Source organism: Candidatus Pseudothioglobus sp. uisw_142 (assembly GCF_059512465.1).
Window position 1 is genome coordinate 525,241 of sequence record NZ_CM183452.1, and the last position, 25,788, is coordinate 551,028.

The window sequence follows — 25,788 nt, forward strand, 5'->3', positions numbered from 1 at the left end:
GCTGCATAATCTAACTATTGCTGAGCAAATTAAAGGGCTAAAAAATAGAGATTTCTCTTCTTTAGAGCTCACTCAGCACTATCTAAATCGAATTGATAATTCAAAGTTAAACGCTTTTATATCGGTCACCAGTGAACAGGCCATCAATCAATCAAAAATGGCAGATTCAATATTGGCCAAAGGGAATGCTTCAAGCCTGACTGGAATACCTTATGCACACAAAGATATTTTTTGTACAAAGGGCATAAAAACCAGTGCAGGGTCAAAGATGCTGGACTCTTTTATTTCGCCTTATGATGCAACCCTAAGTGATAAGCTAAACACTCAAAATATGGTTATGCTTGGTAAAACTAATATGGACGAGTTTGCGATGGGCTCATCCAATGAAAATTCATATTATGGACCTGTAAAAAATCCATGGGATACAAAAAAAGTGCCTGGCGGCTCTTCAGGAGGCTCTGCTGCTGCAGTTGCATCTCGTATTTCTCCTTTTGCTACTGGAACAGATACAGGTGGCAGTATTCGTCAACCGGCTAGTTTATGTGGCATAACAGGACTCAAGCCAACCTATGGCAGGATTTCTCGTTATGGAATGATAGCTTATGCTTCGAGCTTGGATCAAGCAGGCCCAATGACGAGAACGGCTGAGGATTCTGCAATTATTCTAAATGCAATGGCTGGTTTTGACTCAAAAGATTCGACTAGTGCTAATATACCTATACCTGATTACACTCAAAATTTATCAAAGTCATTAAAAGGGCTTAAGATTGGACTGCCTAAAGAATATTTTTCAGAGGGTTTAGACAAGGGTGTTGAAAAAGTAGTGATGAATGCTATTAATGATTATCAGGCTATGGGAGCTGAGATTATTGAAGTGTCATTGCCGAATTCAATTCATGCAATTCCTGCTTACTATATTGTTGCCCCATGTGAGTGCTCTTCAAATCTTTCAAGGTTCGACGGCGTCAGGTATGGATACCGATGTGGTGACCCGAAAGATTTAACTGACCTATATTTGAGATCTCGCTCTGAAGGCTTTGGTGATGAAGTCAAAAGAAGAATTATGATTGGTGCTTATGCACTATCTGCTGGATATTATGATGCTTATTATCTTAAAGCTCAAAAAGTCCGTCAGCTCATAAGTGAAGATTTTAAAGTAGCATTCAAAGAAGTTGATGTTGTCATGGGTCCGGTTTCTCCTACAGTAGCCTTCGATTTAGGCTCTGTTAAAGATCCCGTATCTATGTATTTGGCAGACATCTATACGCTTTCAGTTAATTTAGCAGGACTTCCAGGCATGAGTATTCCTGCTGGATTTTCAGATAATTTACCTGTTGGTCTTCAATTAATTGGTAACCATTGGTCTGAAGAATTATTACTTAATACTGCACATCAGTTTCAAATGGTAACTGATTGGCATAATGCATCTTCAGTTGAGTAATGAGGAGCTATTTATGACATGGGAAACGGTAATTGGGCTTGAAATACATTCACAGTTAAAAACTAAATCAAAAATTTTTTCTGGTGCATCTACCTCCTTTGGTGCAAAAGCAAACACGCAAGCATGTGCGGTTGACCTTGGCTACCCTGGCGTTCTTCCAGTTCTTAATCAGGAGGCTGTTAAAATGGCTCTCAGGTTTGGTTTATCTGTCAATGCAACGATAAACAAGCACTCTATTTTTGCTCGTAAGAATTATTTTTATCCAGATCTTCCAAAGGGTTATCAAATTTCACAATTTGAAATTCCAATCGTTGGAAATGGTGTCATAGATATCTCTTTAGAGAATGGCGAAAATAAAATAGTCGGAATTACTCGTGCTCACCTTGAGGAGGATGCAGGAAAATCAATTCATGATATGTATGATGAATTTACAGCAATCGATCTAAATCGTGCCGGCACCCCTTTACTAGAGATTGTATCAGAGCCTGATATGAGCACTGCAAAGGAAGCTGTTGCTTATGCTAAGAAAATACACGCTTTAGTTCAATACATCGATATTTGTGATGGCAATATGCAGGAAGGGTCTTTTCGATGTGATGCGAATGTCTCAGTTCGAAAGCACGGCGATAAGCTTGGGACTCGAGCAGAACTTAAAAATATAAATTCATTTAAATTTTTAGAAAAAGCTATCAATCTTGAAGTAGAAAGACAGATTGATATCTTGGAGGAGGGAGGTTCAGTAGTTCAAGAGACAAGGCTCTATGATTCAATTAAAAATGAAACCAGATCTATGCGCTCTAAAGAAGAAGCGAATGACTACAGGTATTTCCCAGATCCCGATCTTCTTCCAGTAGTTGTTAGTGATGAACTCCTCTTAGACATTAAAAAATCACTACCCGAATTGCCTACTGAAAAGAAATTAAGGTTTGTTGATAAATTAGGTTTGAGCGCATATGATGCCGAAATCTTAACCTCTCAAAAAGAGGTTGCAGACTATTTTGAAACAATAATCAATAAAGGCGCAGACGCTAAGCTCTCTGCTAACTGGGTCATGGGTGAGCTCTCTGCAGCTCTAAATAAAAACCAAGTCGAAATTAATAATTCTCCAATATCTTCAAATGAATTATTTGTGTTAATCTCAAGAATTACTGACAATACAATCTCTGGAAAAATTGCTAAAGATGTCTTTAAGCTGATGTGGGAAGGTAATGGAAGTGTTGATGAAATTATTGAGAAGCAAGGTCTTAAGCAAATGACTGACTCCAGTGCCTTAGAGTTGATCATTGATGATATAATTTCTGACAACCTCAGTCAAGTTAAGCAGTTTAAAGATGGAAATTCCAAGCTTCTAGGTTTTTTTGTTGGCCAAGTCATGAAGGCTACACAAGGAAAGGCAAACCCTAAACAGGTTAACCAAATATTAAATGAAAAACTCTCTTAAATTTAAGGATTTAGGTGCTGATTTCTTTGCGCATATTCAAACTCAAAGACTTGAAAATCCCTCTTTAATCCATGTCAATCAAAGTTTAAAGCAAGCATTAAACTTAAATATAACGGACCAGGAGTTTTTAGAGATTTGTTCTGGAGATAAGAAGTTAGGTCAAGAACGTCCCGTATCAACTGTTTATGCTGGCCACCAGTTTGGCTACTTTGTACCCCAACTTGGAGATGGCCGCTCGTGCCTAATTGGAGAATTAGAGGGTAATGAATTATCATTAAAAGGCGCTGGAACTTCTCCATTTTCTCGAGGTGCCGATGGTCGTGCAGTACTTAGGTCAAGCATCCGTGAATATCTATGTTCTATTGCGATGCAGGGTCTAAATATCCCTACTACGAAAGCCCTGGCAATTGTTGCCAGTAGTTCAGAAGTCTATAGAGAGCATGTTGAACCTGCTGCCATTGTAACGCGAGTGGCTGAAAGCCATATTCGATTTGGACACTTTGAATATTTTTCGTCCTTAGGACAAAATAAAAATGTTAAAAAATTAGCTAATTTTGTAATAAAGCATTACATGCCAAATGTTAAGCAAGGTGATTACTTGGGTATGCTTCGTGAGGTTATTCAGTCTACCGCAACAATGATTGCAAGGTGGCAAGCTCAGGGCTTCTCTCACGGCGTGATGAATACAGACAACATGTCTATTTTAGGTTTGACTATTGACTATGGGCCATTCAGTTTTATGGAGGCCTATGATCCAGGCTTTATTTGTAACCATTCAGATACGCAGGGTCGATATTCCTTTGAGAGGCAGCCATCTGTTGCACTATGGAACTTGCATCGACTTGCAGATACTCTGAAAATACTTATAGAGAAAGAGCAGTTAAAAGAAGCGCTATCAATGTATGAGAAAATCCTAGTCAAAGAATATTCTCTACTAATGAGAAATAAATTTGGCTTTGCTGTCCAGGATGAAAGTGATAATGCCATAATCAATAATTTTTTAGAACTCCTCTATACGCATAAAAAAGATTATCATCAGTCAATCAGACTACTTTCCAATGATGATCAAAGCTCCTTAGGCAAGGCATTTAATCCCTGGTTTAAAGACTATCATAAGCGCCTTAAGATTGAAATAGAAGATCCAAACCAAAGGCACGCCTTGATGAATGAGGTAAATCCAAAATATATTCTAAGAAATTATTTAGCTGAAGTGGCGATAAGAAGGGCGGAAGATCGCAATGAATATGCTGAGATTGATTCTCTCTTTAAGCTTCTTAGGGCTCCCTTTGCAGAGCATGAAGGGTATGAGTCATACGATAGTGAGACACCGAAATGGGCTCAAAACCTTGAATTAAGTTGTTCATCTTAAGATAACTAAGGCATACTGAAACCAGCTTAAAAGAAATTCAACCATAGGTCTTACTAAATAGTTAAAGCCCCCTAAAAACATTAGGCCTAGGAGTATATAAAGACCATACTGCTCTAATTGGTTATATTGATATGAGAGCCGATTAGGCAATAAGGCGCTAATAACTCTAGAGCCATCCAATGGGGGAATAGGCAAGAGATTGAATACAGCAAGAACACAATTCACAAGTATCCCTACACGGCCCATCTCAATTAATACTGGTATATTCATATTGATTGCAATAATCATTATTATTAGCCAGCCAATAGCCATCAATAAATTAGCACCTGGCCCAGCCAATGCAACCCAAATCATTCCAGATTTTCCAGATCTTAGCGCATTAAAATTAATGGGGACTGGTTTAGCCCATCCAAAGATAAAACCAGAAGATGAAAGTAATAGAGCGAGTGGAATAGCAATGGTGCCTATTGGGTCGATGTGTTTGGTTGGATCTAGGGTAACTCGCCCCATCATTCTTGCAGTATGATCACCCAAAATACTGGCAACCCAGCCATGAGCTGCCTCATGAAGTGTGATTGCAAAAACCAATGGAATAATATAAATTAATAAAGTTTGAAAATCAGGCATTAGGTAAAATCGAATTATTTATTGATATAAACTCATTTTATATGAAAAGCAGTGATTTTTTAATCTCTACAGTGAAAGAGGCACCTAACGATGCCCAAATCATATCTCACCAATTAATGATAAGAGCTGGCCTCATATCTAAATTAGCATCTGGTCTTTATTCTTATCTACCCATTGGTTTGAAAATTATTCATAAAGTTGAAAAAATCATAAGAGAGGAGATGAACAAATCAAAGGCATTAGAGTTATTGATGCCAGTTGCGCAGCCCGCTGAGCTATGGCAGGAATCAAAGAGGTGGGAAGAATATGGGCCTGAGTTGCTTCGTTTTAAGGATAGGCATGAAAGAGATTTTTGCATGGGCCCAACACATGAGGAAGTAATTACCAATATAGCTAAGCAGTATTTAAGAAGCTATAAGCAGCTACCTATCAACTTCTATCAAATCCAAACAAAATTTAGAGACGAAATAAGGCCTCGTTTTGGTGTTATGCGCTCCAGAGAGTTTATTATGAAAGATGCTTACTCCTTTCATATAGATGAAAAATCACTGGCTGAGACATACCAAGTTATGCATCAGACTTATTGTAATATTTTTGACAGATTGGGTTTGGATTATAGACCTGTTTTAGCTGACTCTGGAGCTATTGGTGGTGACAGCTCTCATGAATTCCATGTTCTTGCTGAGTCAGGTGAGGATGCCATTTGTTTTTCTGATGGCTCAAGTTATGCTGCAAATATTGAAAGGGCTGAAACGCTTCCTTTAAGCTCACCCCAGGCCCCCAATCAAGAATTAGAAATTGCTCATACACCTGGAGTCAAAACAATTGATGATGTCTGCAATTTGTTAAAAATTAGTCCACAAAAAACAATAAAAACGCTGATTGTTGAAGGAACTAATGATAATCTTATTGCGCTTGTTTTGCGAGGTGATCATGAGCTTAATGAAGTCAAAGCCGCTAAGTTGGATGGTGTTAAAAATCCCCTGCAAATGGCCGAAGAGAGTAAAGTTCTGAAGCAGTTAGGCTGCTCTTTTGGATCTATTGGAGTTGTAAATCTGAATATTCCAATCTTTGTCGATTACGCAGCAGCCCATTTATCAGACTTTGTATGTGGCGCTAATAGAGATAATGATCATTATATTGGAGTCAACTGGGGAAGAGACTCGAAAAAGATTATTGCTTCCGACTTACGTAATGTTGTTGCTGGAGATCCATCGCCTGATGGAAACGGCAAGATAGAAATTAAAAGAGGTATCGAGGTTGGCCATATTTTTCAACTTGGAACTAAGTACTCAGATTCTATGAAAGCTAATGTAATTGGTGAAGATGGAAGGGCAGTCAATATGAATATGGGTTGTTATGGCATTGGTGTAACTCGAATTATCGCAGCGAGTATTGAACAAAATAATGATGATAGAGGTATTATTTTTCCGCAAGCAATCGCTCCATTTGAGCTAATTATAGTCCCAATAAATTACAATAAATCATCTCGCGTTAAAGCATTAGCAGACCAGCTTTATATGGACTGTGTAGATCAAAATATTGATGTTTTAATTGATGATCGTAAGGAGAGACCTGGCATTATGTTTGCTGACTCTGAACTTCTTGGCATTCCTCATCGCCTCGTAATCAGTGATACTCATGCTGATAATGGGAAAATAGAATATAAATCTAGAGTGCATCCTGATAAAGTAGAAATTGACTTTAACGAGGCAGTTAGTTTTATTATTGACAAGCTTGATTAGTGATTTTTCTACAATACCTCTTGCCACAGCACCTCTTATCGAGGTTGATGTTTCGATTTGCCAGAATCAAGACCCCATGGTTAAAAAATAGTTTTACTAATTGGTTTGTTGCTACCTATAAAGTTAATTTGAGTGAAGCTGAGAGAGAAAATGTTAAAGATTATGAACACTTTAATGATTTTTTTACAAGGTCCCTTAAAAAAACCTCAAGACCAATCTCAAGCTTGCCAGTTATTTCACCAGTAGATGGTGTTGTTTCACAGGCTGGAAAAATTAACAAGTCTGAGATAGTCCAAGCTAAAGGTAAAAAATACTCAGTATCCGCTTTACTTGATGATAAATCTATCGATACTGCTTACTTTAATAGCTTTACGACAATTTATTTATCACCAAAGGATTACCACCGTATTCATATGCCCTGCGATGGTGACTTAGTTTCGATGAAGTATATTCCAGGTGACCTTTTTTCAGTGAACCAGAGAACTGTTAATAGTATAGATCAAGTTTTTGCCCGTAATGAAAGGTTAGTCTGTTTTTTTAATACTGAATTTGGTGAGATGGCTTTTATATTGGTCGGTGCAATTTTTGTTGGATCAATGCAGACTTCGTGGGAGGGACAAATAACTCCTCCATACTCTAAATCAGTTAAATACTATAATTATATGGATCAGAAAATTCGACTAGAAAAAGGGGATGAATTGGGCCGCTTCAATATGGGTTCAACTGTAATCATTCTTATGCCAATTGACTTTCCCAACTTAAGCCTTGAGGAAGGCCAAGCGCTTAAGATGGGACAATCTATTACTTAAAAACTATTTTGCTTCAAGTTCGGTCATTGATTCAATCTGACCCTCAAACTCTCTCAAGCGTTTGTAGACACTGGCAAGCTCAATAATAGTAGGCCATGAATTAAATAAATATTGAAGAGAGCCCTCTACTCTTCCAAAAGCCCTTATTATTTGCTGCATAACCCCTAAAGTCATTACTCCCGCAACTATTGCAGGTGCAAGAACAATGTATGCAACTAGAACATTAACTTGAAGATAAGCCAATCTACCAATATTAAAATACAAATAATACAAATAGCTCTTATAGTGAATGAGCCTTACACCCTCAAAAAGTTCATTAAGTGTCTTTGGCCTAACTGTTCCATCATCTTCCGCGATTACGAGAACTTTTCGATAGGCAGCCTCTCTTTTTTGAAGGTCATACTCAATACCAACAAGTCTTAATACCCATGCTAATCCAATCATCAGGAGTGTTCCACCAACTGCCCAGATTAAAGCACCAGTCACTAGGCCATACTCCCAATCACCGAACCATAAAATAGGAATACCGACTGACAATCCCATTAATAATGGGAAGTACTCAATGAGTACCATAATAGATTCAATAAGACTGGTTCCCAAGCCTTCCATAATTCTAGAAAATCTGATAGTATCCTCTTGAACACGCTGTGATGCTCCTTCAATAGTTCGTGCTTTATCATAGACACTATGATAAAACTCAACCATCGACGCTCGCCATCTAAATAGGAAGTGCGAGGTTAGAAATGAAGTTGCAAGGCCTAGAACGATCCACATAGCCGCAAGTTTTGCAAAACTCCATAGACCACCCATATACTCGTCCATTGTTATTGCGTTAGGCTCAGCAAGAGCTTTCTGAATCATGTCATAGAATCCACCAAACCACTCATTTATCTGAACATCAATCTGTACAGAAAGCCACAATGAAGTTAGGATGACTGCTGAGCCAAGATAGGCCCAAAGAAACCATTTTTTTTGTGTAAAAAATTTAAACATTTAATGTCCTTTTATTTGATATTGCTGATTTAAAATTTAGATAATACCTAATTTATTTTTGTGATTTTAACTAGTTTGATGCCCTGTTTGCTTACCTGAATAATTTCAATGATTAATGAGTCAATTTTTAGAGATAAATTATGCTGAGGAAAGCTTTGAAGCTGCTCTAAGATTAATCCATTGAGAGTTTTTGCACTTTCAAAAGGTAATTTAACATTGAGCTCTGTGTTTATCTCTCTAATGCTTACTCTTGGGTCAACTAAATAGCTTCCATCATTCTGACTCTGAATTTCCTCAATAGTTTCTCCCTGAGACGATGTAAATTGTCCAACTATTTCTTCCAGAATGTCATCCAAAACAACCATTCCTTTAACCTCACCATATTCATCAACAACAATTCCCAGCCTTCTTTTTTGTTTTTTAAAGTGCTCTAGTTGATGGGATAGAGGAGTACCTTCAGGAATAAAATAAGGCTCTCTAATAAATTCTTTAATTTTATTAAGATTAATTTCTTCTTTGGCATAGATATTGAGTATATCTCTCATATGTATTGTTCCAATAATATTGTTTTCTGAGCCTTCAAAGAGAAGTAGACGGTTGTGTTGAATTCGTTTAAATTGCTCAAATAATTCATCTTCATCATTGGCATCAGCACTAACTAACTCATGGTGTGGAATCATAATATCCTCAACTTTTACTTTTTCAAGATCAATAATATTGAGTAGCATGCTCTGATAATTCTTTGACATTTGCGATTTTGAATCTTTGACAGCCATTCTGAGTTCTTCAGAATTTAAAATATCTTTACTAACATTTTTAAGTCCAAGTAACTTTAAAATAAATTTAGAGATGACTGATATTAGATAGATCAGAGGTTTGAAAATTTTTATTAGTATCTCTAATATCCAAGACGCAGGCAATGCAATTTTTTCAGGATTTTTGGCTGCAAAAGTCTTTGGCGTATTTTCTGCAAATACTAGAATGACTAAAGTCAGAACTAATGAGGCGATGATTACTGAGCCCTCTCCAAATAGTTTTAAAGAGAGAAGTGTTGCAATACTTGCCGCAAGTATGTTGACAAAGTTGTTGCCAAGTAAAATGCCTCCAATCAAGTAATCAATTTTGTTTAGAAGTTTTTCCACTCTTTTAGCTTGAGCATTATTCTTTGCACTTAGAGCCTTGAGTCGATAGCGATTGAGCGCCATCATCGAAGTTTCAGATGCAGAAAAGAATGCCGAAGCAATAATAAGAATAAAGAGTATAAAACTTAGCCAAAAAGTCGACAGCGATTCCAATCAGTTATCCAAAATAGTCAATGAGATTATATTTTAACCTTAAATCAACTTAATGGACTAAAACAAGCAGGTATGACTATTATCGGAAATTATCAAAAGAATTAAGCCCAGGATAGATCGCCATACTTCCTAATTCCTCTTCAATCCTGAGAAGGCGGTTATATTTTGCTAATCTATCTGAGCGAGATAAGGATCCTGTTTTGATCTGACCACAACTTGTCGCAACTGCCAGATCAGCGATTGTTGTATCTTCAGTTTCACCACTTCTATGCGACATCACACATGTATAATTTGCATCAAGTGCCATCTTCATCGCGTCAAATGTTTCAGTAAGCGTACCAATTTGATTTACTTTAATAAGTATTGAGTTTGCGATATTATTTTCAATTCCTTTAGCAAGAATCTCACTATTAGTTACAAAAAGATCATCACCAACCAGTTGAACTGAATTTGATAATTTATGAGTAAGCATTTTCCAGCCCTCCCAATCATTTTCATCCATACCGTCTTCAATTGAGATAATAGGGTATTTTTTGACCCATGATGCAAGATAGTCAACAAACTCAGTATTTGTTAACTTTAAACCTTCTGATGATAAGTTGTAAGTTCCATCTTTATAAAACTCAGAGCTTGCTGCATCAATGCCAATAAAAATATCTTTTCCAGGAGTATATCCAGCACTTTTAATTGCTTCAATAATGACCTCTAGCGCCTCTTCATTAGATTTCAGATCGGGTGCAAAGCCACCCTCATCGCCAACAGCAGTATTAAGCCCTTTTTTATCAAGGACAGCTTTTAAATGATGAAAAATTTCAGTGCCATACCGAAGTGCCTCTTTGAAGCTGGGAGCGCCCGCTGGAATAATCATAAATTCTTGAATATCGACACTATTATTGGCATGTTCGCCGCCATTAATAATATTCATCATTGGAACAGGTAATTTGAAAGACTTTGAAAAATTAAATGAACGAAATAGAGATTGGTTTTGAAATTTAGCATTTGCCTTGGCGCATGCAAGAGATACCGCTAGTATTGAGTTTGCACCAAGTCTTGATTTTGTTTCTGTACCATCTAAATCAATCATTGTCTGATCAATCATTTTTTGGTTTGATACTTCTAGATCTTGAAGAGCAGAATTTATCTCGGTATTTATAAAATTAACTGCTTTAAGAACACCTTTACCAAGGTAGCGATTTTTGTCTCCATCTCTAAGCTCTAAAGCCTCTCTTTGACCTGTAGAGGCTCCTGAAGGGACGATGGCTCGACCAACAATGCCATTAGTTAAGGTTACATCAGCTTCAACAGTAGGATTTCCTCTTGAATCTAATACTTCACGCGCATTAATTTTTTGAATCTTCATTTTGAGGCTTATAAGTTAAAAAAAGAAATTTTATAGTTGAACAATTGATTCTTTGTTACAAATTGTTTCAGAGTTACTCAAAGAATGATTTCATTTTACCAAAAAATGAGTCAGATTCAGGGTGATGCTTGGCCTCACAAGAGTTAGAAAAGTCTTTTAACAACTTCTTTTGTTTAGAATTTAAATTGACAGGAGTTTCAACTTTAACTTGGCACAGTAAATCACCAGAACCACTATGCCTCATTGCTGGCATGCCTTTACCTCTCAACCTAAAAAGTTTAGAGGTTTGTGTGCCTGCTGGAACGTTGATTTTTAGTTTACCTTTGAGTGTAGGCACTTCAATCGATCCACCAAGTGCTGAGGTTGCAAAATCAATTGGAACTTCGCAATACAAATCATTCCCATCGCGCTCAAATATAGCATGCTCTTTGATATGAATTTGAACATACAGGTCACCATGAGGACCTCCGCGTAATCCTGCCTCACCCTCACCACTCAGTCTTATTCGATTACCAGTGTCTACACCTCCTGGGATTTTTACAGATAGAGTTTTTTGATTCCTAACAACGCCCTGACCACGACAGGTTCCACAAGGAGATTCAATTTTTTCACCAGACCCATTACATTGATTGCAAGGACGCTGGACAGCGAAAAAACCTTGCTGCATTGTCGTTTGACCTGTCCCACGACAGTTTCCACAAGTTTTAACAGGAGTTCCAGGTTTTGCGCCGCTTCCAGAGCAGGTGTCACAAGTATCATTTTTTGGGACTCTTATTTTGACTGTATCACCATCAGCAGCTTGTTTTAAATCAATTTCTAGATCATATCGAAGGTCTGAGCCTCTATTATCTGGTTTTGAATTACCGCCACCAAAAATGTCACCAAAAATGTCACCGAAGCCTCCAGCGCCGCCGAATGGGTTACCACCACCAAAGCCCTGACCACCTTGCTCAACGCCTGCATGCCCAAATTGATCATAAGCTGATCTTTTTTGCGGACTTGAAATAACGTCATAAGCTTTACGGACTTCCTTAAACTTTTTTTCTGCACCAGCCTTGTCATCCGCATTACGGTCTGGATGATATTTCATAGCAAGGCGCTTATAGGCTTTTTTAATTTTGGCCTCATCAGCCCCTTTATCAACACCTAAAACTTCATAAAAATCTCTTTCTGACATATTTCCCTTAAAATATTAAACCTCCCGTGCAGAACACGGAAGGTTTTTTTAAATCAGCAAATAAAACTACTTACTTTTCTTCGTTAACTTCTTCAAAGTCAGCATCTACTACATCATCACTAGCATCTGAACTTGCCTCAGCACTTCCATCAGCTTCAGCTTTTTCTTGTGCTTTTTGAGCTAATACTTGCGCTTTTTCGCTTAGATTTTGTACTTTCGCATCGATAGCTTCTTTGTCATCACCTTTGATGCTTTCCTCTAGATCAGTTAAAGCACCTTCGATTGCACTTTTTTCATCATCAGATATCTCATCTTTTAGCTCTTCGAGAGTTTGTTTAGTCGAATGAACAAGAGAATCAGCCATATTTCTCGAAGAAACAAGCTCTTGAAACTTTTTATCTTCATCAGCATGAGCTTCAGCATCTTTAATCATTTTATCAACTTCCTCATCTGAAAGACCGCTCGAAGATTTGATTGTGATTGATTGCTCTTTGCCAGTATTCTTATCTTTAGCAGATACATTCAAAATACCATCTGAGTCAAGGTCAAGAGTTACCTCAATTTGAGGCTGGCCCTTAGGAGCTGGAGCAATACCTTCAAGATTAAACTGACCAAGAGACTTATTAGCACTAGCAACGTCACGCTCACCTTGAAGAACATGAACTGTAACAGCAGATTGATTATCTGCAGCAGTTGAGAAAACTTGTGATTGATTAGTTGGAATTGTTGTATTTTTTTCAATCAACTTTGTCATAACTCCACCCATTGTTTCAATTCCAAGTGAAAGCGGTGTTACATCAAGAAGTAACACATCCTTAACATCACCACCTAAAACACCAGCTTGAATAGCAGCACCCATAGCAACAGCTTCATCTGGATTTAAATCCTTCTTAGGCTCTTTACCAAAGAAATCTTTAACCATCTGCTGAACTTTAGGCATTCTAGTTTGTCCACCCACAAGTATGATTTCGTCAACATCGCCGCTTGATAGGCCTGCATCTTTTAGTGCTGTTTTACAAGGATCAATTGAGCGCTTGAGTAGGTCTGCCACAAGTGACTCAAGTTTTGACCTTGTCATTTTGATGTTGAGGTGTTTAGGACCAGACGCATCTGCAGTAATATATGGAAGACTAACCTCTGTTTGTTCAGAAGAAGAGAGTTCTATTTTTGCTTTTTCAGCAGCTTCCTTTAATCTTTGAAGAGCCATGGCATCTTTTGCTAAGTCGAGCCCTTGTTCTTTCTTAAACTCTTCAACAAGAAAACTAATAATTCTTTGATCAAAATCCTCACCACCTAAGAATGTATCTCCATTTGTAGACAAAACCTCAAAGTGTTTTTCACCATCAATATCTTCCATTTCAATGATTGAAACGTCAAATGTTCCACCACCTAAATCGTAGACAGCAACTTTCTTATCACCTGTTGTTTTATCAACTCCATATGCCAAAGCAGCTGCAGTAGGCTCATTGATAATTCTTTTTACTGTTAAGCCAGCTATTTTCCCGGCATCTTTAGTCGCTTGACGCTGAGAATCATTGAAATAAGCTGGAACTGTAATTACGGCTTCAGTAACCTCAGAGCCTAAATAATCTTCGGCTGTCTGCTTCATTTTTTGAATGACACGAGCAGATATTTCAGGTGCAGCCATTTTTTTGCCTTTGACTTCAACCCAAGCATCTCCATTCTTAGCTTTGATAATCTTATATGGAACTAGATCAATATCTTTTTGAACTGCTTCTTCATCAAAGCGGCGGCCAATCAATCTTTTAATAGCATAAAGTGTATTTTCAGGGTTGGTTACAGCTTGTCTCTTTGCAGGCTGACCCACTAATATTTCATCAGAATCTTTTGGATACGCAATAATTGAAGGGGTTGTACGGTTTCCTTCTGAATTTTCAATAATCTTCGCAACACCACCATCCATAACTGAAACGCATGAATTAGTTGTTCCTAGATCAATTCCTATAATTTTTGCCATTTTATTTACTCCTTGTATTTTTTGTATACTCCCTATTTAAGGGTACAAAATCTAATTTCAAGGTATATTTGAAATTATTTTTGGACTGTGTCTAGAAGTATTTCTTTGACCTGATTGGGTACAAATAAACTGATGTCTCCTCCCAGAGAGAGGATTTCACGTACTAAAGATGAGGAGATGTTTGCAAATTCTTCTGAAGGCGTCATAAAGAGGGTTTCAATTTCAGGGTTAAGCCTCTTATTCATTCCACTCAATTGAAATTCATATTCAAAATCTGATACAGCTCTTAAGCCTCTAATTACTATCTGAGCGTTGTGTTCACTAGCAAAGTCTACAAGAAGTGAGTTAAAACTGAGTACTTTAGTATTACCAAGAGAGCTAATTGAGGATTCAGCGGCACTTACTCTTTGCTCTATTGATAAAAAACTTGATTTGTTGGCATTTTGAGTTATAGCAATAATAACTTCATCAAATAGTTTAGATGCTCTTTTTATTAGATCAATATGGCCATTAGTAATAGGGTCAAAGGATCCAGGATAAATAGCAATTTTTTTCATAAGACTCCTAAACTTATTAAGCAAAAGTGTACGTTGCCAGATTTTTTTTCTTTGTCAATTTTACATTCATAGTCACAATTATTACCTAAAAATTCTTCTGTTATTTGAAACTCAGATTCAATATAAATTTGACTATTTGAATTGATAAGTTTCCTTTCAGAAAGTAAATTGAGAACCAAAGGTAGTATTTGTTGGTTGAATGGAGGATCTAGAAAGATATAATCGAATGCATCATGTTCCAGTTTTTCAAGGTACTTAATTGCATCTTTGTTAACCAGTTCAAATCTATTTGAACCTATGAGTTCAAGGTTTGATTTAAGGCTTTTAAATACTTTAATATTTTTCTCTATTAAAAATGTTTTTTTTGCACCTCTAGAAATTGCCTCAATACCCAAAGCACCACTTCCAGAGAAAAGGTCTAGAACAGTTTTTCCAGCAATACCAAACTGAAGCCAATTAAAGAGTGTTTCTTTTGTTTTTCCTGAAGTAGGACGCAAACCATCTGAATCTGGAAAATGGAATTTTCTTCCCTTTAGGTTTCCTGAAATAATTTTAAAGGTATTTGTTTTGATAGTATTTTTGAGATTGAAATAAAATAAGATTAAAGTTTAAATAATTCTGAACGCCAGCCACTCTGAATCGATAAAGTATTATCTCCCTTTATTAGCTTCACAAGATTTTTTGAAGAACATAACAGCTCAGAAGGAATGGCATATTTAGTAGACAAGAGATTGATTTTATCTTTAAGCTGATTTTTTAACAATTTTTCACTCTCTGTAAGAGGTTTTCTGGCAGCCAATGAATATTCAAGTGCAGGTTTGAATTTACTTTTTCTTAAAAAATTTTCAAAAAGTTTATTTTTACTGTCTGAAAGTTTCATTTGGCCATTAGCATAATCAATTAATGATTCATCTGACATAATCCATTTACGAGGTTTATTTTCTTTTTGGGCAACTGATTCACGCCAGTGGATTAATTTAAAGGCATTTTCTTGATTTTTATGCGAAATTTTGTTAATACCCTTTGTTTTTTTTAAAATTTGTCTATAGTTAGGCTCGTAAGTATTCTTATTCAATAAAAATTGTACTTCTTCTTCGGCCCAACTCAGTTTTCCTTGATTAAATAGCTCTTTTTTTAGAATTCTATAGTTTGGTAATAAGTACTTTACATCGTCTAGCGCATATTTTAAAACATCATTGGGAAGAGGACGTTTTCTCCAATCAAAGCGAGTAAATTTTTTTTCTAAGAAAATATTTTGAAGTTTTTCTGTAATCGCCTGGTATGAAACCTGTATGGGATAATTTAAAAATGATGCACCAATTTGTGTATCGAAGAGATGGCTTGGGACCCTATTAGATAAATAATAAAGCGCCTCTATGTCTTGCCTTGCAGAATGAATAACCCATATTGTTTTGCCATCATATAGCTTATCAAATAAAGGTTCTAGATTATTTATTGAAAGAACATCTATGCACTCTAGATGATTCTTTGAGGCAATCTGAACTAAACACAATTCAGGCGAATAGGAGTCAATCCTCCTGAACTCAGTGTCGATACCAAGAATAGATTCCTCTTTGATATTATTTAAATATTTTTCTAGTTGTTTGTTGTTTTTTATCAAAATAATTACATAAATGAGTTGTTGTATTTTATCAACAACTTGTGATAGTAATATTTCATTTATGAGATAATCGAGAGAATTTATTATTTGGTTAACAAAATTTATGTTGCTTAATCAGGCGTTTTCTTTAAGAGAGGCTCCTCGTGCTTTATTTTGGATAGGCGTTTTCTTGATTTCATTCTTTGGAATGTTTTATCTTGGGCTTAATGCTGAGCTCATAGAGAAATGGTATTTACTTTTAGTTGGTTTTAACATATTGATGAGTTTGGTTGCGACTTATTATATTTCTCTGTCAATGAGAAAGTTAAAACAAAATACGCAAGAGGGTGTTATTGGTTCAAGGTTCACCTGGTCTTTTATAAAAATTGTTCCAGTTCTCGTTTTACTGCCAGTTCTTTCTTTTTATCTTTTTTCATTTGGATCAATTAGAGATAACCTTCAAATTGCAGAGAATCAGTTTGATGAGTTTAATTTGAAAGTTGGGGGAGAAGTTGATGAGCTTTATCGAAATACAAATAATGTTGCAATTAAGTATTATGAAGATCGAATACGAAATATTGGGAAATTAGTTAACTATTTTGATGCGCCAAGAGCTTCAAATGAAAGAATGCAAGCTGTTTTAGCTCTTTTAACAAGTGATTTTTGGGCCTGTGAATTAAAACTTTATGATAGTCAAATGAATCTTGCTGCCTCAAGTAAAAGACCAGCAACGAACTGTATGAATGATGGTTATACGGCCTCAACGGATGAGTTTACATTGATTGCTCATTTTGCTCCAGATATCAACATTGATAGCTTAACTTCAAGAATGACGCGTTTTCGTGATGCAGCGAAAGATGCTGAGTTAACATTGAACTCATCCATAATTAAAACGAGGTTTTTGATTGACTTTACCTCAACAATCTTACTATCAGTTTTGAGTGCGCTTTTAATTGTTCTGAGGATGATTGATCAGCTTATGAAGCCAATGCATAATTTGTCTATAGCTACAAGAGAGATTTCTTCAGGTAACTATGATGTTGAGATTGAGCAGGACCCTAAGCATAAAGATATGCATGATCTAATTGTTCATTTTAACGAAATGAGTAAGCGAATTAAACTCTCAAGGGAGGGGCTTGATACTCACAATCTTTATCTTGAAACAATTCTTAAGTATTCCTTTGGCGTTATTGCCCTAAATAAAGATAAGAAAATTCAAATCATTAATCCAGTTGTAGGGAAAATGTTGCAGATTGGTGATGAGTCCATTTTTAATGGTCAGTCTTATGACTCTATAGTGCAGGTGCACCAAAATCTAAGTCCACTTTTTTCTTACATTCAAGATAAGATTGAGAAAGATTCTATGGAATGGAGTCATGAGATTGAGTTAACGCTTAATGATAGAGTTCGGCTTCTCTATTGCCAAGGCTCAGTCCTTGATGTGGAAAATAAATCACTGGGTTATGTCATTATCATCAATGATATTTCAAAACTTAATAGAGCGCAAAAGAAGGCTGCTTGGGGTGAAGTGGCAGTTCGAATGGCGCATGAAATTAAAAATCCATTAACTCCTATTCTGTTGTCAGCACAAAGGCTTAGAAATTTATTTTTAGAGAAACTTGAAACGAAAGATGCAGCTATTATCGATAAAACAACTCAAACCATTATGGATCAAGTAGCATCGATGGATTCAATGGTTAGTGCTTTTGCTAATTATGCTAACACGCCAGAAATTCAAAAGACTTCATCATCATTAAATATGCTGATTAACAAATCAGCCTCTCTTTATGATAATCATGATGGAGTGAGGGTAGACCTTGATCTAAGTGGCGACTTACCTCAGCTTCAACTTGATAAAGATGCTATCTCTAGAGTTCTAATAAACCTCATTAAAAATGCTATAGAAGCGAAGCAAGAAAAAACACAGTTAAATATAAATATTAAATCAATTTTTAAGGAAAAGGATGGCTTGGTTCAATTAACAATTACTGATGACGGTAAAGGCTTCCCAAATGATATCATTGACCAAGTTTTTGAGCCTTATATAACTACAAAAGAGAAGAGTGGTGGTTTAGGACTTGCAATCGTTCAAAATATTATTGAGCAGCATGATGGCCAAATATTTGCAAGTAATGTAAAACCCCATGGTGCTAGAGTAACTATTGAATTAAGTATAATTGAGAATCCAAAGGGGACGAAATGAAAGAAGACTCTACATTCGGAAAAATTTTAATCATCGATGATGAAAAGGATAATACCGAAATAATAAAAGACATCCTTGAGGATGTCAGTTATACAACTATGCTCGCTAGAAGTTCTGCTGAGGCCAAAGCAGTCCTTGCAGCAAATGATTTTGATTTAATTCTAATGGATGTTTGGATGCCAGGTCAGGATGGAATTTCCTTATTGTCTGAGTGGCATTCTGAGGGTTTTAATACTCCTGTAGTTATGATGTCTGGCCATGCGGAGCCAAGTGACATAGTAAGAGCAATGAAGCTTGGAGCAGTTGACTTTCTAAAAAAGCCACTTCACGACTTTTTACCAATATTAAGAAATATCATGACGCTTGAAGAGCCTGAGCAAGAGGTTCAACATGTCAGCGGGATCGATTTCTCCTTAAAACTAAAAGAAGCGAGAAATATCTTTGAAAGTCAGTACCTACTTCACCATCTATCTTCTAACGATAACAATATTGCTGTAGTGGCAGAAATTGCTGGCCTAGAGCGGACAACGCTTTATAGAAAACTTAAAGATTTAGGAATCGATAAAAAATGAAAATATTAATTCTTGGTGCTGGTCAAGTTGGCTCAACGCTAGCGAGATATCTTTGTCTAGACGATGATAACGATATAACAATCGTTGATCAAAAGGAAGAAATGCTGACTCCTTTGCAAAGACACTTAGATATTAAAACAGTTATTGGTTATGGCGCATATCCGAGTATTCTTGAGAAGGCGGGTATTAAATCGATGGACGTGGTCATTGCTGTAATGAATTCTGATGAAAGAAACATGGTAGCTTGTAGGATGGCTCACACTCTATATGATGTTAAGAAAAAAATTGCAAGGATAAGAACTACTGAATATCTTCTTAGGCCAGAAATATTCTCCAATGATGCCTTACCTATAGACTTCTTAATTACTCCTGAGAATCTAATTACAGAATACATTCAGGGAATTGTAGAAGAGCCTGGAGCCTCTCAGGTTTTTGACTTTGAGAATGGCTTGGTTCAATTGGTAGAGACAAGAGCATTTATTGGAACACCAATCGTCAATAGACCTATTAAAGAGCTCCATGAACACATGCCTGATGTCAAAATACGCATCGTTAGTCTTTACAGAAATGAAAGGGCAATTCCTGCTAAAAGTGATACAGTCATTAGAGAGGGCGATCAGGTTTATTTTCTTGCGAAAAAAAATCATATTTCAAGGGCCCTCAAAGAGTTTAGAAGGGCTGAAAATAATTATCAAAAAATCTTTATTGCCGGTGGTGGAAGTATTGGTCTTAACGTTGCTAAACTTCTTGAAGAAACTCACAATATCAGAATCATAGAGCTATCAGAGGAGAGAGCTAAATATTTAAGTGAAAAATTAAACAACACCCTTGTTCTTCAAGGAAGTGCTTCAGATGAAGATTTGCTTAAAGATGAAGGTATTGAAAATACTGATTTATTTCTAGCTCTGACTGATTCTGATGAGGTTAATGTAATTGTTTCCATTCTTGCAAAGCGTCTTGGTGCCCATAAAACAATTGCGCTAGTAAAGAGGGACGTATACGCTTCCCTTGCTGAGCAAAGTGGAGATGTTGATATTATTGTGTCGCCAGATCAAATTACAGTTAGTGGTATCTTGTCTCACCTAAGAAAGGGAGACTGTATGAAGGTTCATTCGCTTCAGCATGGAAAATCCGAAGCAATTGAAATTGTAGTTCATGGCGATGAAAAAACGTCAGCGGTGGTTGGAGTTCAAATTAAAGATTTATCATTGCCAGAAGGGGTTGTTGTAGGCGCTGTAGTTAGAGATAATGAGCTGTTAATGGGCTCTAAAAAATTGGTGATTGAATCAGGAGACCATATTTTAATGGTGTTAATGGACGTTCGAAAGATTCATGAAGTTGAGGCTCTTTTCTTAGAGAGTGAGCAATAATTTCAAGAAAGCTTACTTTAAAGGTGAAAATTAAATGCAGTTAAGTATCGTTGCTAAAACTATTGGCCTTCTCCTAATGGTCTTTAGTTTTGCCCAAGTGCCGCCAATCATTATCGATTTAATTTATTCTGAAGGTGAGTATTTCTCTTTCCTATTGTCATTTGCTTTAACTGGATTGGGCGGCTTGATTCTCTGGTGGCCCTTTAAGAATACTAAAAAAGATTTCCGGCTCAGAGAGGGCGTTTTAATCGTTGTGTGCTTTTGGATTGTTTTATCTCTTTTTGGAACTCTCCCATTCTTAATTACAGACTCTATTAGTAATCTTTCCTTTTCTGATGCGTTCTTTGAATCCATGTCTGGACTGACTACAACAGGAGCAACGGTCATGAGTCAACTGGATGATTTGCCTAAAAGCATTTTGTTCTATAGGCAACAACTTCAGTGGCTTGGAGGTATGGGAATTATTGTTTTAGCGGTTGCAGTATTGCCTTTACTGGGTGTTGGTGGAATGGAGCTTTATCATGCAGAGTCAAGTGGTATTGCAAAAGATAGACTTACTCCGAAACTTAGAAATACAGCAATTGCACTTTGGAAAATTTATCTGTCTTTGACAGTTTTGTGTGCATTAGGGTATTTTTTATCAGGAATGACTATTTTTGATGCTGTTAGTCATAGCTTTAGTACTGTTGCCATTGGTGGATTTTCAACTCATGATGCCTCAATTGGTTACTTTAATTCGATCTCAATAGAGATGGTTGCTATGTTTTTTATGTTTTTAGCGGGCATAAACTTCTCATTGCACTTTCTTGCTTGGAATAATAAGTCATTAATAGATTATATTAAAGACTCCGAATTTAAGACATATGCGATGGTGCTTTTTGTTTCATCAATTATTGTTATTATTGCCCTAGGTTTAAACTCAGAGTATGGCTCTTCTATTGAAACTATTAGGCATAGTCTTTTTCAAACAATTTCGATTGCTACAACAACTGGATACACCTCTCAGAGTTTTAGTAGTTGGCCAGCAGCTATCCCTGTTTTTCTAATAATGATGAGCTTTATCGGTGCTTGTGTTGGCTCGACAGGAGGAGGAATTAAAGTTATTCGAATCCTTGTAATGTTCAGGTTGGGAATGAAAGAGATACATAAGTTCATTCGCCCTAATGCCCAGGTAAGTGTTAAGTTAAATGGTGGAAGCATTAATGAAAAGGCTTTAGTTTCTGTGCTTGGCTTCTTTTCACTTTATGCGATTACTTTTTTCCTTATTTTGATGCTACTCATGTTTGCTGGCTTAGATCAGGTCACAGCTTATTCTGCAACCGCAGCGACAATGAATAACCTAGGTCCAGGGTTAGGAGAGGTTGCACAAAACTATGGCTCACTTGGCGATACTGCTAAGTGGATTTTAAGTTTTTCAATGCTTGTTGGAAGACTTGAAGTATTAACAATTATTGCCATTTTCCATAAAGCATTCTGGAGGCAATAGCTCAGATTAATATTGAAATTATTAGAATTGTATGTCAGAAAAAAAAGATGTAAAAGATGCATATTCAATCAAGACTCCTGAAGACTCTATAAACCTATATAGAAGTTGGGCGTCGACATACGATAGAGATTTTGCTAAACAAAATGACTACCGCTCTCCCATAGAGATAGCTAAATATTTTGATAAATATTCCAATCATAAAGACACTCCAATTCTAGATGTTGGAGCAGGAACAGGACTTGTTGGAGAGTGCTTAAATGAAAGCTCAAGAGAAATAGATGCTATTGATATTTCTCCTGAAATGCTAAATATTGCTAGATTAAAAAATTGCTATTCAAAAATAATTGAGGCAGACCTTACCAAAAGATTATCAATCAATGATAATCATTATGGTGCAATTGTAAGCGCTGGCACCTTTACCCATGGTCATGTCGGGCCAGATGTGCTAGATGAACTATTAAGAGTCACGAGGTCTGGCGGTCTTTTTATTTTTACAATTCATTATCAGTTATATAAAAAAGCTGGATTTGATAAAAAAATTCTAGAGATTGAAAAAAGTATAACTAAGCCTAACTTTCATGAAGTAAGCGTTTATGGTAACAATCTAGATAAAGATCATGGCAGTGACAAAGTAATTATCACGGTATTTAGAAAAAAATAAATGAAAGTTTTTTGATACTATGATTAATGATCAGCCCCACTTTGAGTGAGGCTGAAATTATCAATTTCTTACAGTAGCGGTGCAATAACTAAACTAACAATTGCCATCACATTGATAAGAATGTTCATTGATGGGCCAGAGGTATCCTTGAAGGGATCACCAACTGTATCACCAACAACAGTTGCAGTGTGAACGTCTGTACCTTTGCCACCAAAGTTACCCTTTTCAACATGCTTTTTAGCGTTATCCCAAGCACCACCAGCATTAGCCATCATGAGGGCCATTAGGACGCAACCAAGAAGGGCGCCACCAAGCATTCCGCCGAGTGCTTCAGGACTAATTAAGAAGCCTACTAAAACTGGAGCAGCGACAGCTATTACACCTGGAAGAATCATTTTTTTAAGTGCGGCTGTCGTAGCAATATCGACACATTTAGCTGTATCAGGCTCAGCTTTACCTTCAAGCAGACCTTTGATTTCTTTGAACTGTCTTCTTACCTCTTCAATCATTTCAAAAGCGGCATCACCAACAGCAGTCATTGTAAGAGAAGCAATTAAAAATGGAATGGTTCCACCAATAAATAAACCAATTAATACTTCAGCACTGTTGAGCTGAAGTAAAAAGTCTACTTTGTTCGCGCTAACAGTTTCTGTATATGCTGTGATAATTGCAAGGGCTGCAAGTGCAGCTGCTCCAATTGCAAAACCTTTTCCAATTGCTGCAGTCGTATTACCAAGCTCATCAAGTGAATCAGTAATTTTACGAGTATCTTCACCAAGGCCAGCCATTTCTGCAATGCCGCCAGCATTATCTGCAATTGGCCCATAAGCATCAATAGCCATAGTCATGCCAACAGTCGCAAGCATTCCAATAGCTGCAATACCTACTCCATATAAACCAACAAAAAGATTAGATACGTAAATAATGACACAAATCATTAGAACTGGAATGACTACAGACTGCATTCCAACTGCCAATCCTTTAATCATAACGGTAGCAGCACCAGTCTTTCCTGATTCAGCAATGTCTCTGATTGGTTTTCCAGCAGTGTAGTATTCGGTTACAAGTCCAATAATAATTCCACCAATACTTCCCATTAACACAGCTGCCCAAATATTATTTGAGACATCTAAATAGTCAATTAAAAAGAATGAAGTAACGATGAATAATAAAGCTGAACCTATAGTTCCCATTCTTAGAGCAGATTCTGGGGATTTATTCGAAGAAAGCTTAACAAATATGATTCCAATCACTGAGCAAACCAGTCCAAGTGATGCTAAGGCAAGAGGTAAGAACATAAGCTCACTTCTATTACCACCAAGTGAGTCTACAGCTATTGTTGCTGCAATTGCAATTGTAGCAATCATGGATCCACAGTAAGACTCAAAGATATCTGAGCCCATACCAGCAATATCACCAACGTTATCTCCAACATTATCAGCGATAACCGCAGGATTGCGAGGATCATCCTCTGGGATTCCTGCTTCTAATTTTCCAACAAGGTCGGCGCCAACATCAGCACTCTTAGTAAAGATTCCACCACCAACACGAGAGAATAATGCTACTACTGAGCCACCCATCGCGAAACCATGAAGTGCTTCAGAGTGCTCTGCGCCAAAAAAGTAATATAATCCGCCTAACCCTAAAAGACCTAAAGCAGCAACAGATAAACCCATAACTGAGCCACCAAAGAATGCAACAGTCAAAGCAGAGGCACTTCCTTTGTCATGAGCTGCTTGGGCTGTTCTAACGTTAGCAATAGTGGCTGTATTCATACCAATATACCCTGCAGTTGCAGATGTTACAGCTCCAACAAGGAAACATAATGCACTAGCTGCACCAAGGAAGATATAGAGAAGGACTAAAAGAACTAATGCAAAGATACTAAGCATTTTATATTCGCGCTTCATAAATACAATCGCGCCAATATGAATTTGTTCACCAATTTTTTTAACGGCGCCGCTGCCACCATCTTGTTTTGTTATCCACTGATAGATAATAACTACGATAATCAAGCCTAAAACACCGAGTCCAGGCGCTATTAAATTTTGATCAAAATTCATTTCTTCTCCTTTAAATAAAATGAAGCGGCAATGATATCCTAAAGTGCTTAAAAAGTGGAAAAAAAAACCTTAATTTGAAGTGAAATGAACTAAATTTGCATTAAATATATCTTATAAAATTAAATTTCTAATTTATTGTTGTATAAGGTCCAAATGTTTGTAATTCGTTTTGCACTTTTATCCTCCTTGTTTTATGCGCTTAATGTTAGCATGATTCCTCTCATTTATACTTTAGAGGTTAGTGTATTTCTGTTTTTATTTATTCGTTTTGGTACAACTTTTTTTACGTCATTAGTTATAACTAAAAGTTTATTTTCATACAATAAAATCAAGCAGCAAAAATTAGGTCTCTGGTTATTAATCCTCTCTTTCTTGTTTGGTATTCAATCCTGGCTTTATGTTGAAGCAGTAAAATATATGTCAGTGGGTTTAGCAAGTGTTGTTCTTTTTACCTATCCTTTAATTACGTATTTAATTGTTTCACTTAATAGCCGAAGGAAGCTAGATGTTTCAACGATACTTATGTTTTTGCTGGCAATAATTGGAATTGCTGCAATATCTCAGAGTGAAGATGGCTTTTACACAATGGCTATTGGTATAGTTTTGGCGATACTTTCAGCGATTTCATATTCTTTAATTTTGATTATTACTCCAAAAATGAGTGCCTTAAAGAATTGGGAGATTGTCAAATATACTACGCTCATTCCTGCCCTTGGATTTCTATACCTGTTTTTAAATAAAACAAGTTTCTACTGGCCAAGTAATCAAGCTTTAATCCTATCGCTTGTTTCAGGCGTTTTTTTTGCAACTGGCATGCTCTTCTATCACATTTCAGTAAAAAAGTATGGTCCAGTCAGAACAGCAAATATTGGTTACACGGAGCCACTACTTGTTTTAATCTTTGGTTTTATAGCTTACCTAGATGCTATCACTTTCATACAAGGCATCGGTGTAATATTGGTGGCAATTGCTTCAATTACAATCGAAAAAAGACAATTAAAACAAAACAACAATTCTGAGGTATAAGGTACAATCTGAGCC

Annotated in this window: 21 protein-coding genes; 11 read left to right on the plus strand and 10 right to left on the minus strand. The window is 36.6% G+C overall.

Translation table 11 applies throughout. From position 1 onward, the window contains the following. Position 1: 1 nt before the first annotated feature. Genes gatA through AC5YGB_RS02675 form a run of 3 tightly spaced genes read left to right on the plus strand, consistent with a single transcriptional unit; the run spans position 2 to position 4,251 of the window. Complete coding sequence (gatA, locus tag AC5YGB_RS02665; protein WP_496138004.1) at positions 2-1,441, plus strand: Asp-tRNA(Asn)/Glu-tRNA(Gln) amidotransferase subunit GatA; 1,440 nt, start codon at positions 2-4, stop codon at positions 1,439-1,441. A gap of 13 nt (positions 1,442-1,454) precedes the next feature. Continuing rightward, complete coding sequence (gatB, locus tag AC5YGB_RS02670) at positions 1,455-2,882, plus strand: Asp-tRNA(Asn)/Glu-tRNA(Gln) amidotransferase subunit GatB (RefSeq protein ID WP_496137716.1); 1,428 nt, start codon at positions 1,455-1,457, stop codon at positions 2,880-2,882. Further along, positions 2,866-4,251: a protein adenylyltransferase SelO family protein gene (locus AC5YGB_RS02675; RefSeq protein ID WP_496137717.1), complete on the plus strand. Its 1,386-nt coding sequence runs from the start codon at positions 2,866-2,868 to the stop codon at positions 4,249-4,251. Before gatB ends, AC5YGB_RS02675 begins: the two co-directional genes overlap by 17 nt. On the opposite strand, the gene AC5YGB_RS02680 is transcribed toward AC5YGB_RS02675, so the two are convergent. Then, positions 4,243-4,878: a site-2 protease family protein gene (locus AC5YGB_RS02680; protein WP_496137718.1), complete on the minus strand. Its 636-nt coding sequence runs from the start codon at positions 4,876-4,878 to the stop codon at positions 4,243-4,245. The genes AC5YGB_RS02675 and AC5YGB_RS02680 overlap by 9 nt on opposite strands. 41 nt (positions 4,879-4,919) lie before the next feature. Between AC5YGB_RS02680 and AC5YGB_RS02685 the strand changes: the two genes are divergently transcribed. Further along, a complete protein-coding gene (locus tag AC5YGB_RS02685; protein ID WP_496137719.1) occupies positions 4,920-6,623 on the plus strand; it encodes a proline--tRNA ligase in 1,704 nt (567 codons plus the stop codon). 47 nt (positions 6,624-6,670) lie between these two features. Continuing rightward, positions 6,671-7,432 (plus strand): archaetidylserine decarboxylase, encoded by a 762-nt coding sequence (gene asd, locus AC5YGB_RS02690; protein WP_496138005.1) that lies wholly within the window; start codon positions 6,671-6,673, stop codon positions 7,430-7,432. Between the two features lie 3 nt (positions 7,433-7,435). On the opposite strand, the gene AC5YGB_RS02695 is transcribed toward asd, so the two are convergent. From AC5YGB_RS02695 to AC5YGB_RS02730, 8 genes are all read right to left on the minus strand, one after another. Further along, positions 7,436-8,425: a putative transporter gene (locus AC5YGB_RS02695; protein WP_020024913.1), complete on the minus strand. Its 990-nt coding sequence runs from the start codon at positions 8,423-8,425 to the stop codon at positions 7,436-7,438. 47 nt (positions 8,426-8,472) lie between these two features. Further along, positions 8,473-9,720, minus strand: a complete 1,248-nt coding sequence (locus AC5YGB_RS02700) for a CNNM domain-containing protein (RefSeq protein WP_496137720.1) — start codon at positions 9,718-9,720, stop codon at positions 8,473-8,475. 79 nt (positions 9,721-9,799) lie between these two features. After that, entirely contained in the window at positions 9,800-11,080 is a 1,281-nt protein-coding gene (eno, locus tag AC5YGB_RS02705) for a phosphopyruvate hydratase (RefSeq protein ID WP_496137721.1), read from the minus strand. A gap of 73 nt (positions 11,081-11,153) precedes the next feature. After that, positions 11,154-12,257 carry a molecular chaperone DnaJ gene (gene dnaJ / locus AC5YGB_RS02710; RefSeq protein ID WP_496137722.1) on the minus strand — a complete coding sequence of 368 codons (1,104 nt, stop codon included), beginning with the start codon at positions 12,255-12,257 and terminating at the stop codon, positions 11,154-11,156. 70 nt (positions 12,258-12,327) lie between these two features. Continuing rightward, complete coding sequence (gene dnaK / locus AC5YGB_RS02715; protein WP_496137723.1) at positions 12,328-14,235, minus strand: molecular chaperone DnaK; 1,908 nt, start codon at positions 14,233-14,235, stop codon at positions 12,328-12,330. Positions 14,236-14,309: 74 nt separating this feature from the next. Continuing rightward, positions 14,310-14,792 carry a pantetheine-phosphate adenylyltransferase gene (gene coaD, locus AC5YGB_RS02720; RefSeq protein ID WP_496137724.1) on the minus strand — a complete coding sequence of 161 codons (483 nt, stop codon included), beginning with the start codon at positions 14,790-14,792 and terminating at the stop codon, positions 14,310-14,312. Beyond that, the gene (gene rsmD, locus AC5YGB_RS02725) at positions 14,789-15,394 is read right to left on the minus strand and encodes a 16S rRNA (guanine(966)-N(2))-methyltransferase RsmD (protein WP_496138006.1); all 606 of its coding nucleotides are present in this window, start codon (positions 15,392-15,394) and stop codon (positions 14,789-14,791) included. Before rsmD ends, coaD begins: the two co-directional genes overlap by 4 nt. Beyond that, positions 15,394-16,413, minus strand: a complete 1,020-nt coding sequence (locus AC5YGB_RS02730; protein WP_496137725.1) for a ribonuclease D — start codon at positions 16,411-16,413, stop codon at positions 15,394-15,396. The genes rsmD and AC5YGB_RS02730 overlap by 1 nt, the downstream gene beginning before the upstream one ends. A 103-nt stretch (positions 16,414-16,516) precedes the next feature. Here AC5YGB_RS02730 and AC5YGB_RS02735 point away from each other — a divergent pair, with 103 nt between their 5' ends. Genes AC5YGB_RS02735 through AC5YGB_RS02755 form a run of 5 tightly spaced genes read left to right on the plus strand, consistent with a single transcriptional unit; the run spans position 16,517 to position 22,684 of the window. Beyond that, positions 16,517-18,595, plus strand: coding sequence for an ATP-binding protein (locus tag AC5YGB_RS02735; RefSeq protein WP_496137726.1), 2,079 nt, complete (start codon positions 16,517-16,519; stop codon positions 18,593-18,595). After that, complete coding sequence (locus AC5YGB_RS02740) at positions 18,592-19,167, plus strand: response regulator (protein WP_496137727.1); 576 nt, start codon at positions 18,592-18,594, stop codon at positions 19,165-19,167. Before AC5YGB_RS02735 ends, AC5YGB_RS02740 begins: the two co-directional genes overlap by 4 nt. Next, positions 19,164-20,537: a Trk system potassium transporter TrkA gene (trkA, locus tag AC5YGB_RS02745; protein ID WP_496137728.1), complete on the plus strand. Its 1,374-nt coding sequence runs from the start codon at positions 19,164-19,166 to the stop codon at positions 20,535-20,537. Before AC5YGB_RS02740 ends, trkA begins: the two co-directional genes overlap by 4 nt. Positions 20,538-20,571: 34 nt before the next feature. Further along, on the plus strand, positions 20,572-22,023 hold the full coding sequence (locus AC5YGB_RS02750; protein ID WP_496137729.1) for a TrkH family potassium uptake protein: 1,452 nt from the start codon (positions 20,572-20,574) through the stop codon (positions 22,021-22,023). Between the two features lie 31 nt (positions 22,024-22,054). Then, positions 22,055-22,684: a methyltransferase domain-containing protein gene (locus tag AC5YGB_RS02755; protein WP_496137730.1), complete on the plus strand. Its 630-nt coding sequence runs from the start codon at positions 22,055-22,057 to the stop codon at positions 22,682-22,684. Between the two features lie 68 nt (positions 22,685-22,752). Here AC5YGB_RS02755 and AC5YGB_RS02760 read toward each other — a convergent pair whose 3' ends face one another. Further along, positions 22,753-24,747 carry a sodium-translocating pyrophosphatase gene (locus AC5YGB_RS02760; protein WP_065353650.1) on the minus strand — a complete coding sequence of 665 codons (1,995 nt, stop codon included), beginning with the start codon at positions 24,745-24,747 and terminating at the stop codon, positions 22,753-22,755. A 153-nt stretch (positions 24,748-24,900) separates the two neighbouring features. On the opposite strand from AC5YGB_RS02760, the gene AC5YGB_RS02765 reads away from it, so the two are divergent. Then, positions 24,901-25,773, plus strand: a complete 873-nt coding sequence (locus AC5YGB_RS02765; RefSeq protein WP_496137731.1) for an EamA family transporter — start codon at positions 24,901-24,903, stop codon at positions 25,771-25,773. Positions 25,774-25,788: the final 15 nt, after the last annotated feature.

What these genes read in the sequence shown, in the direction of transcription:
- gatB (WP_496137716.1), top strand. Translation starts at nt 1,455, where the DNA reads ATGACATGGGAAACGGTAATTGGGCTTGAAATACATTCACAGTTAAAA.
- AC5YGB_RS02675 (WP_496137717.1), top strand. Translation starts at nt 2,866, where the DNA reads ATGAAAAACTCTCTTAAATTTAAGGATTTAGGTGCTGATTTCTTTGCG.
- AC5YGB_RS02680 (WP_496137718.1), bottom strand. Translation starts at nt 4,878, where the DNA reads ATGCCTGATTTTCAAACTTTATTAATTTATATTATTCCATTGGTTTTT.
- AC5YGB_RS02685 (WP_496137719.1), top strand. Translation starts at nt 4,920, where the DNA reads ATGAAAAGCAGTGATTTTTTAATCTCTACAGTGAAAGAGGCACCTAAC.
- asd (WP_496138005.1), top strand. Translation starts at nt 6,671, where the DNA reads ATGTTTCGATTTGCCAGAATCAAGACCCCATGGTTAAAAAATAGTTTT.
- AC5YGB_RS02695 (WP_020024913.1), bottom strand. Translation starts at nt 8,425, where the DNA reads ATGTTTAAATTTTTTACACAAAAAAAATGGTTTCTTTGGGCCTATCTT.
- eno (WP_496137721.1), bottom strand. Translation starts at nt 11,080, where the DNA reads ATGAAGATTCAAAAAATTAATGCGCGTGAAGTATTAGATTCAAGAGGA.
- dnaJ (WP_496137722.1), bottom strand. Translation starts at nt 12,257, where the DNA reads ATGTCAGAAAGAGATTTTTATGAAGTTTTAGGTGTTGATAAAGGGGCT.
- dnaK (WP_496137723.1), bottom strand. Translation starts at nt 14,235, where the DNA reads ATGGCAAAAATTATAGGAATTGATCTAGGAACAACTAATTCATGCGTT.
- coaD (WP_496137724.1), bottom strand. Translation starts at nt 14,792, where the DNA reads ATGAAAAAAATTGCTATTTATCCTGGATCCTTTGACCCTATTACTAAT.
- AC5YGB_RS02735 (WP_496137726.1), top strand. Translation starts at nt 16,517, where the DNA reads ATGTTGCTTAATCAGGCGTTTTCTTTAAGAGAGGCTCCTCGTGCTTTA.
- AC5YGB_RS02740 (WP_496137727.1), top strand. Translation starts at nt 18,592, where the DNA reads ATGAAAGAAGACTCTACATTCGGAAAAATTTTAATCATCGATGATGAA.
- trkA (WP_496137728.1), top strand. Translation starts at nt 19,164, where the DNA reads ATGAAAATATTAATTCTTGGTGCTGGTCAAGTTGGCTCAACGCTAGCG.
- AC5YGB_RS02750 (WP_496137729.1), top strand. Translation starts at nt 20,572, where the DNA reads ATGCAGTTAAGTATCGTTGCTAAAACTATTGGCCTTCTCCTAATGGTC.
- AC5YGB_RS02755 (WP_496137730.1), top strand. Translation starts at nt 22,055, where the DNA reads ATGTCAGAAAAAAAAGATGTAAAAGATGCATATTCAATCAAGACTCCT.
- AC5YGB_RS02760 (WP_065353650.1), bottom strand. Translation starts at nt 24,747, where the DNA reads ATGAATTTTGATCAAAATTTAATAGCGCCTGGACTCGGTGTTTTAGGC.
- AC5YGB_RS02765 (WP_496137731.1), top strand. Translation starts at nt 24,901, where the DNA reads ATGTTTGTAATTCGTTTTGCACTTTTATCCTCCTTGTTTTATGCGCTT.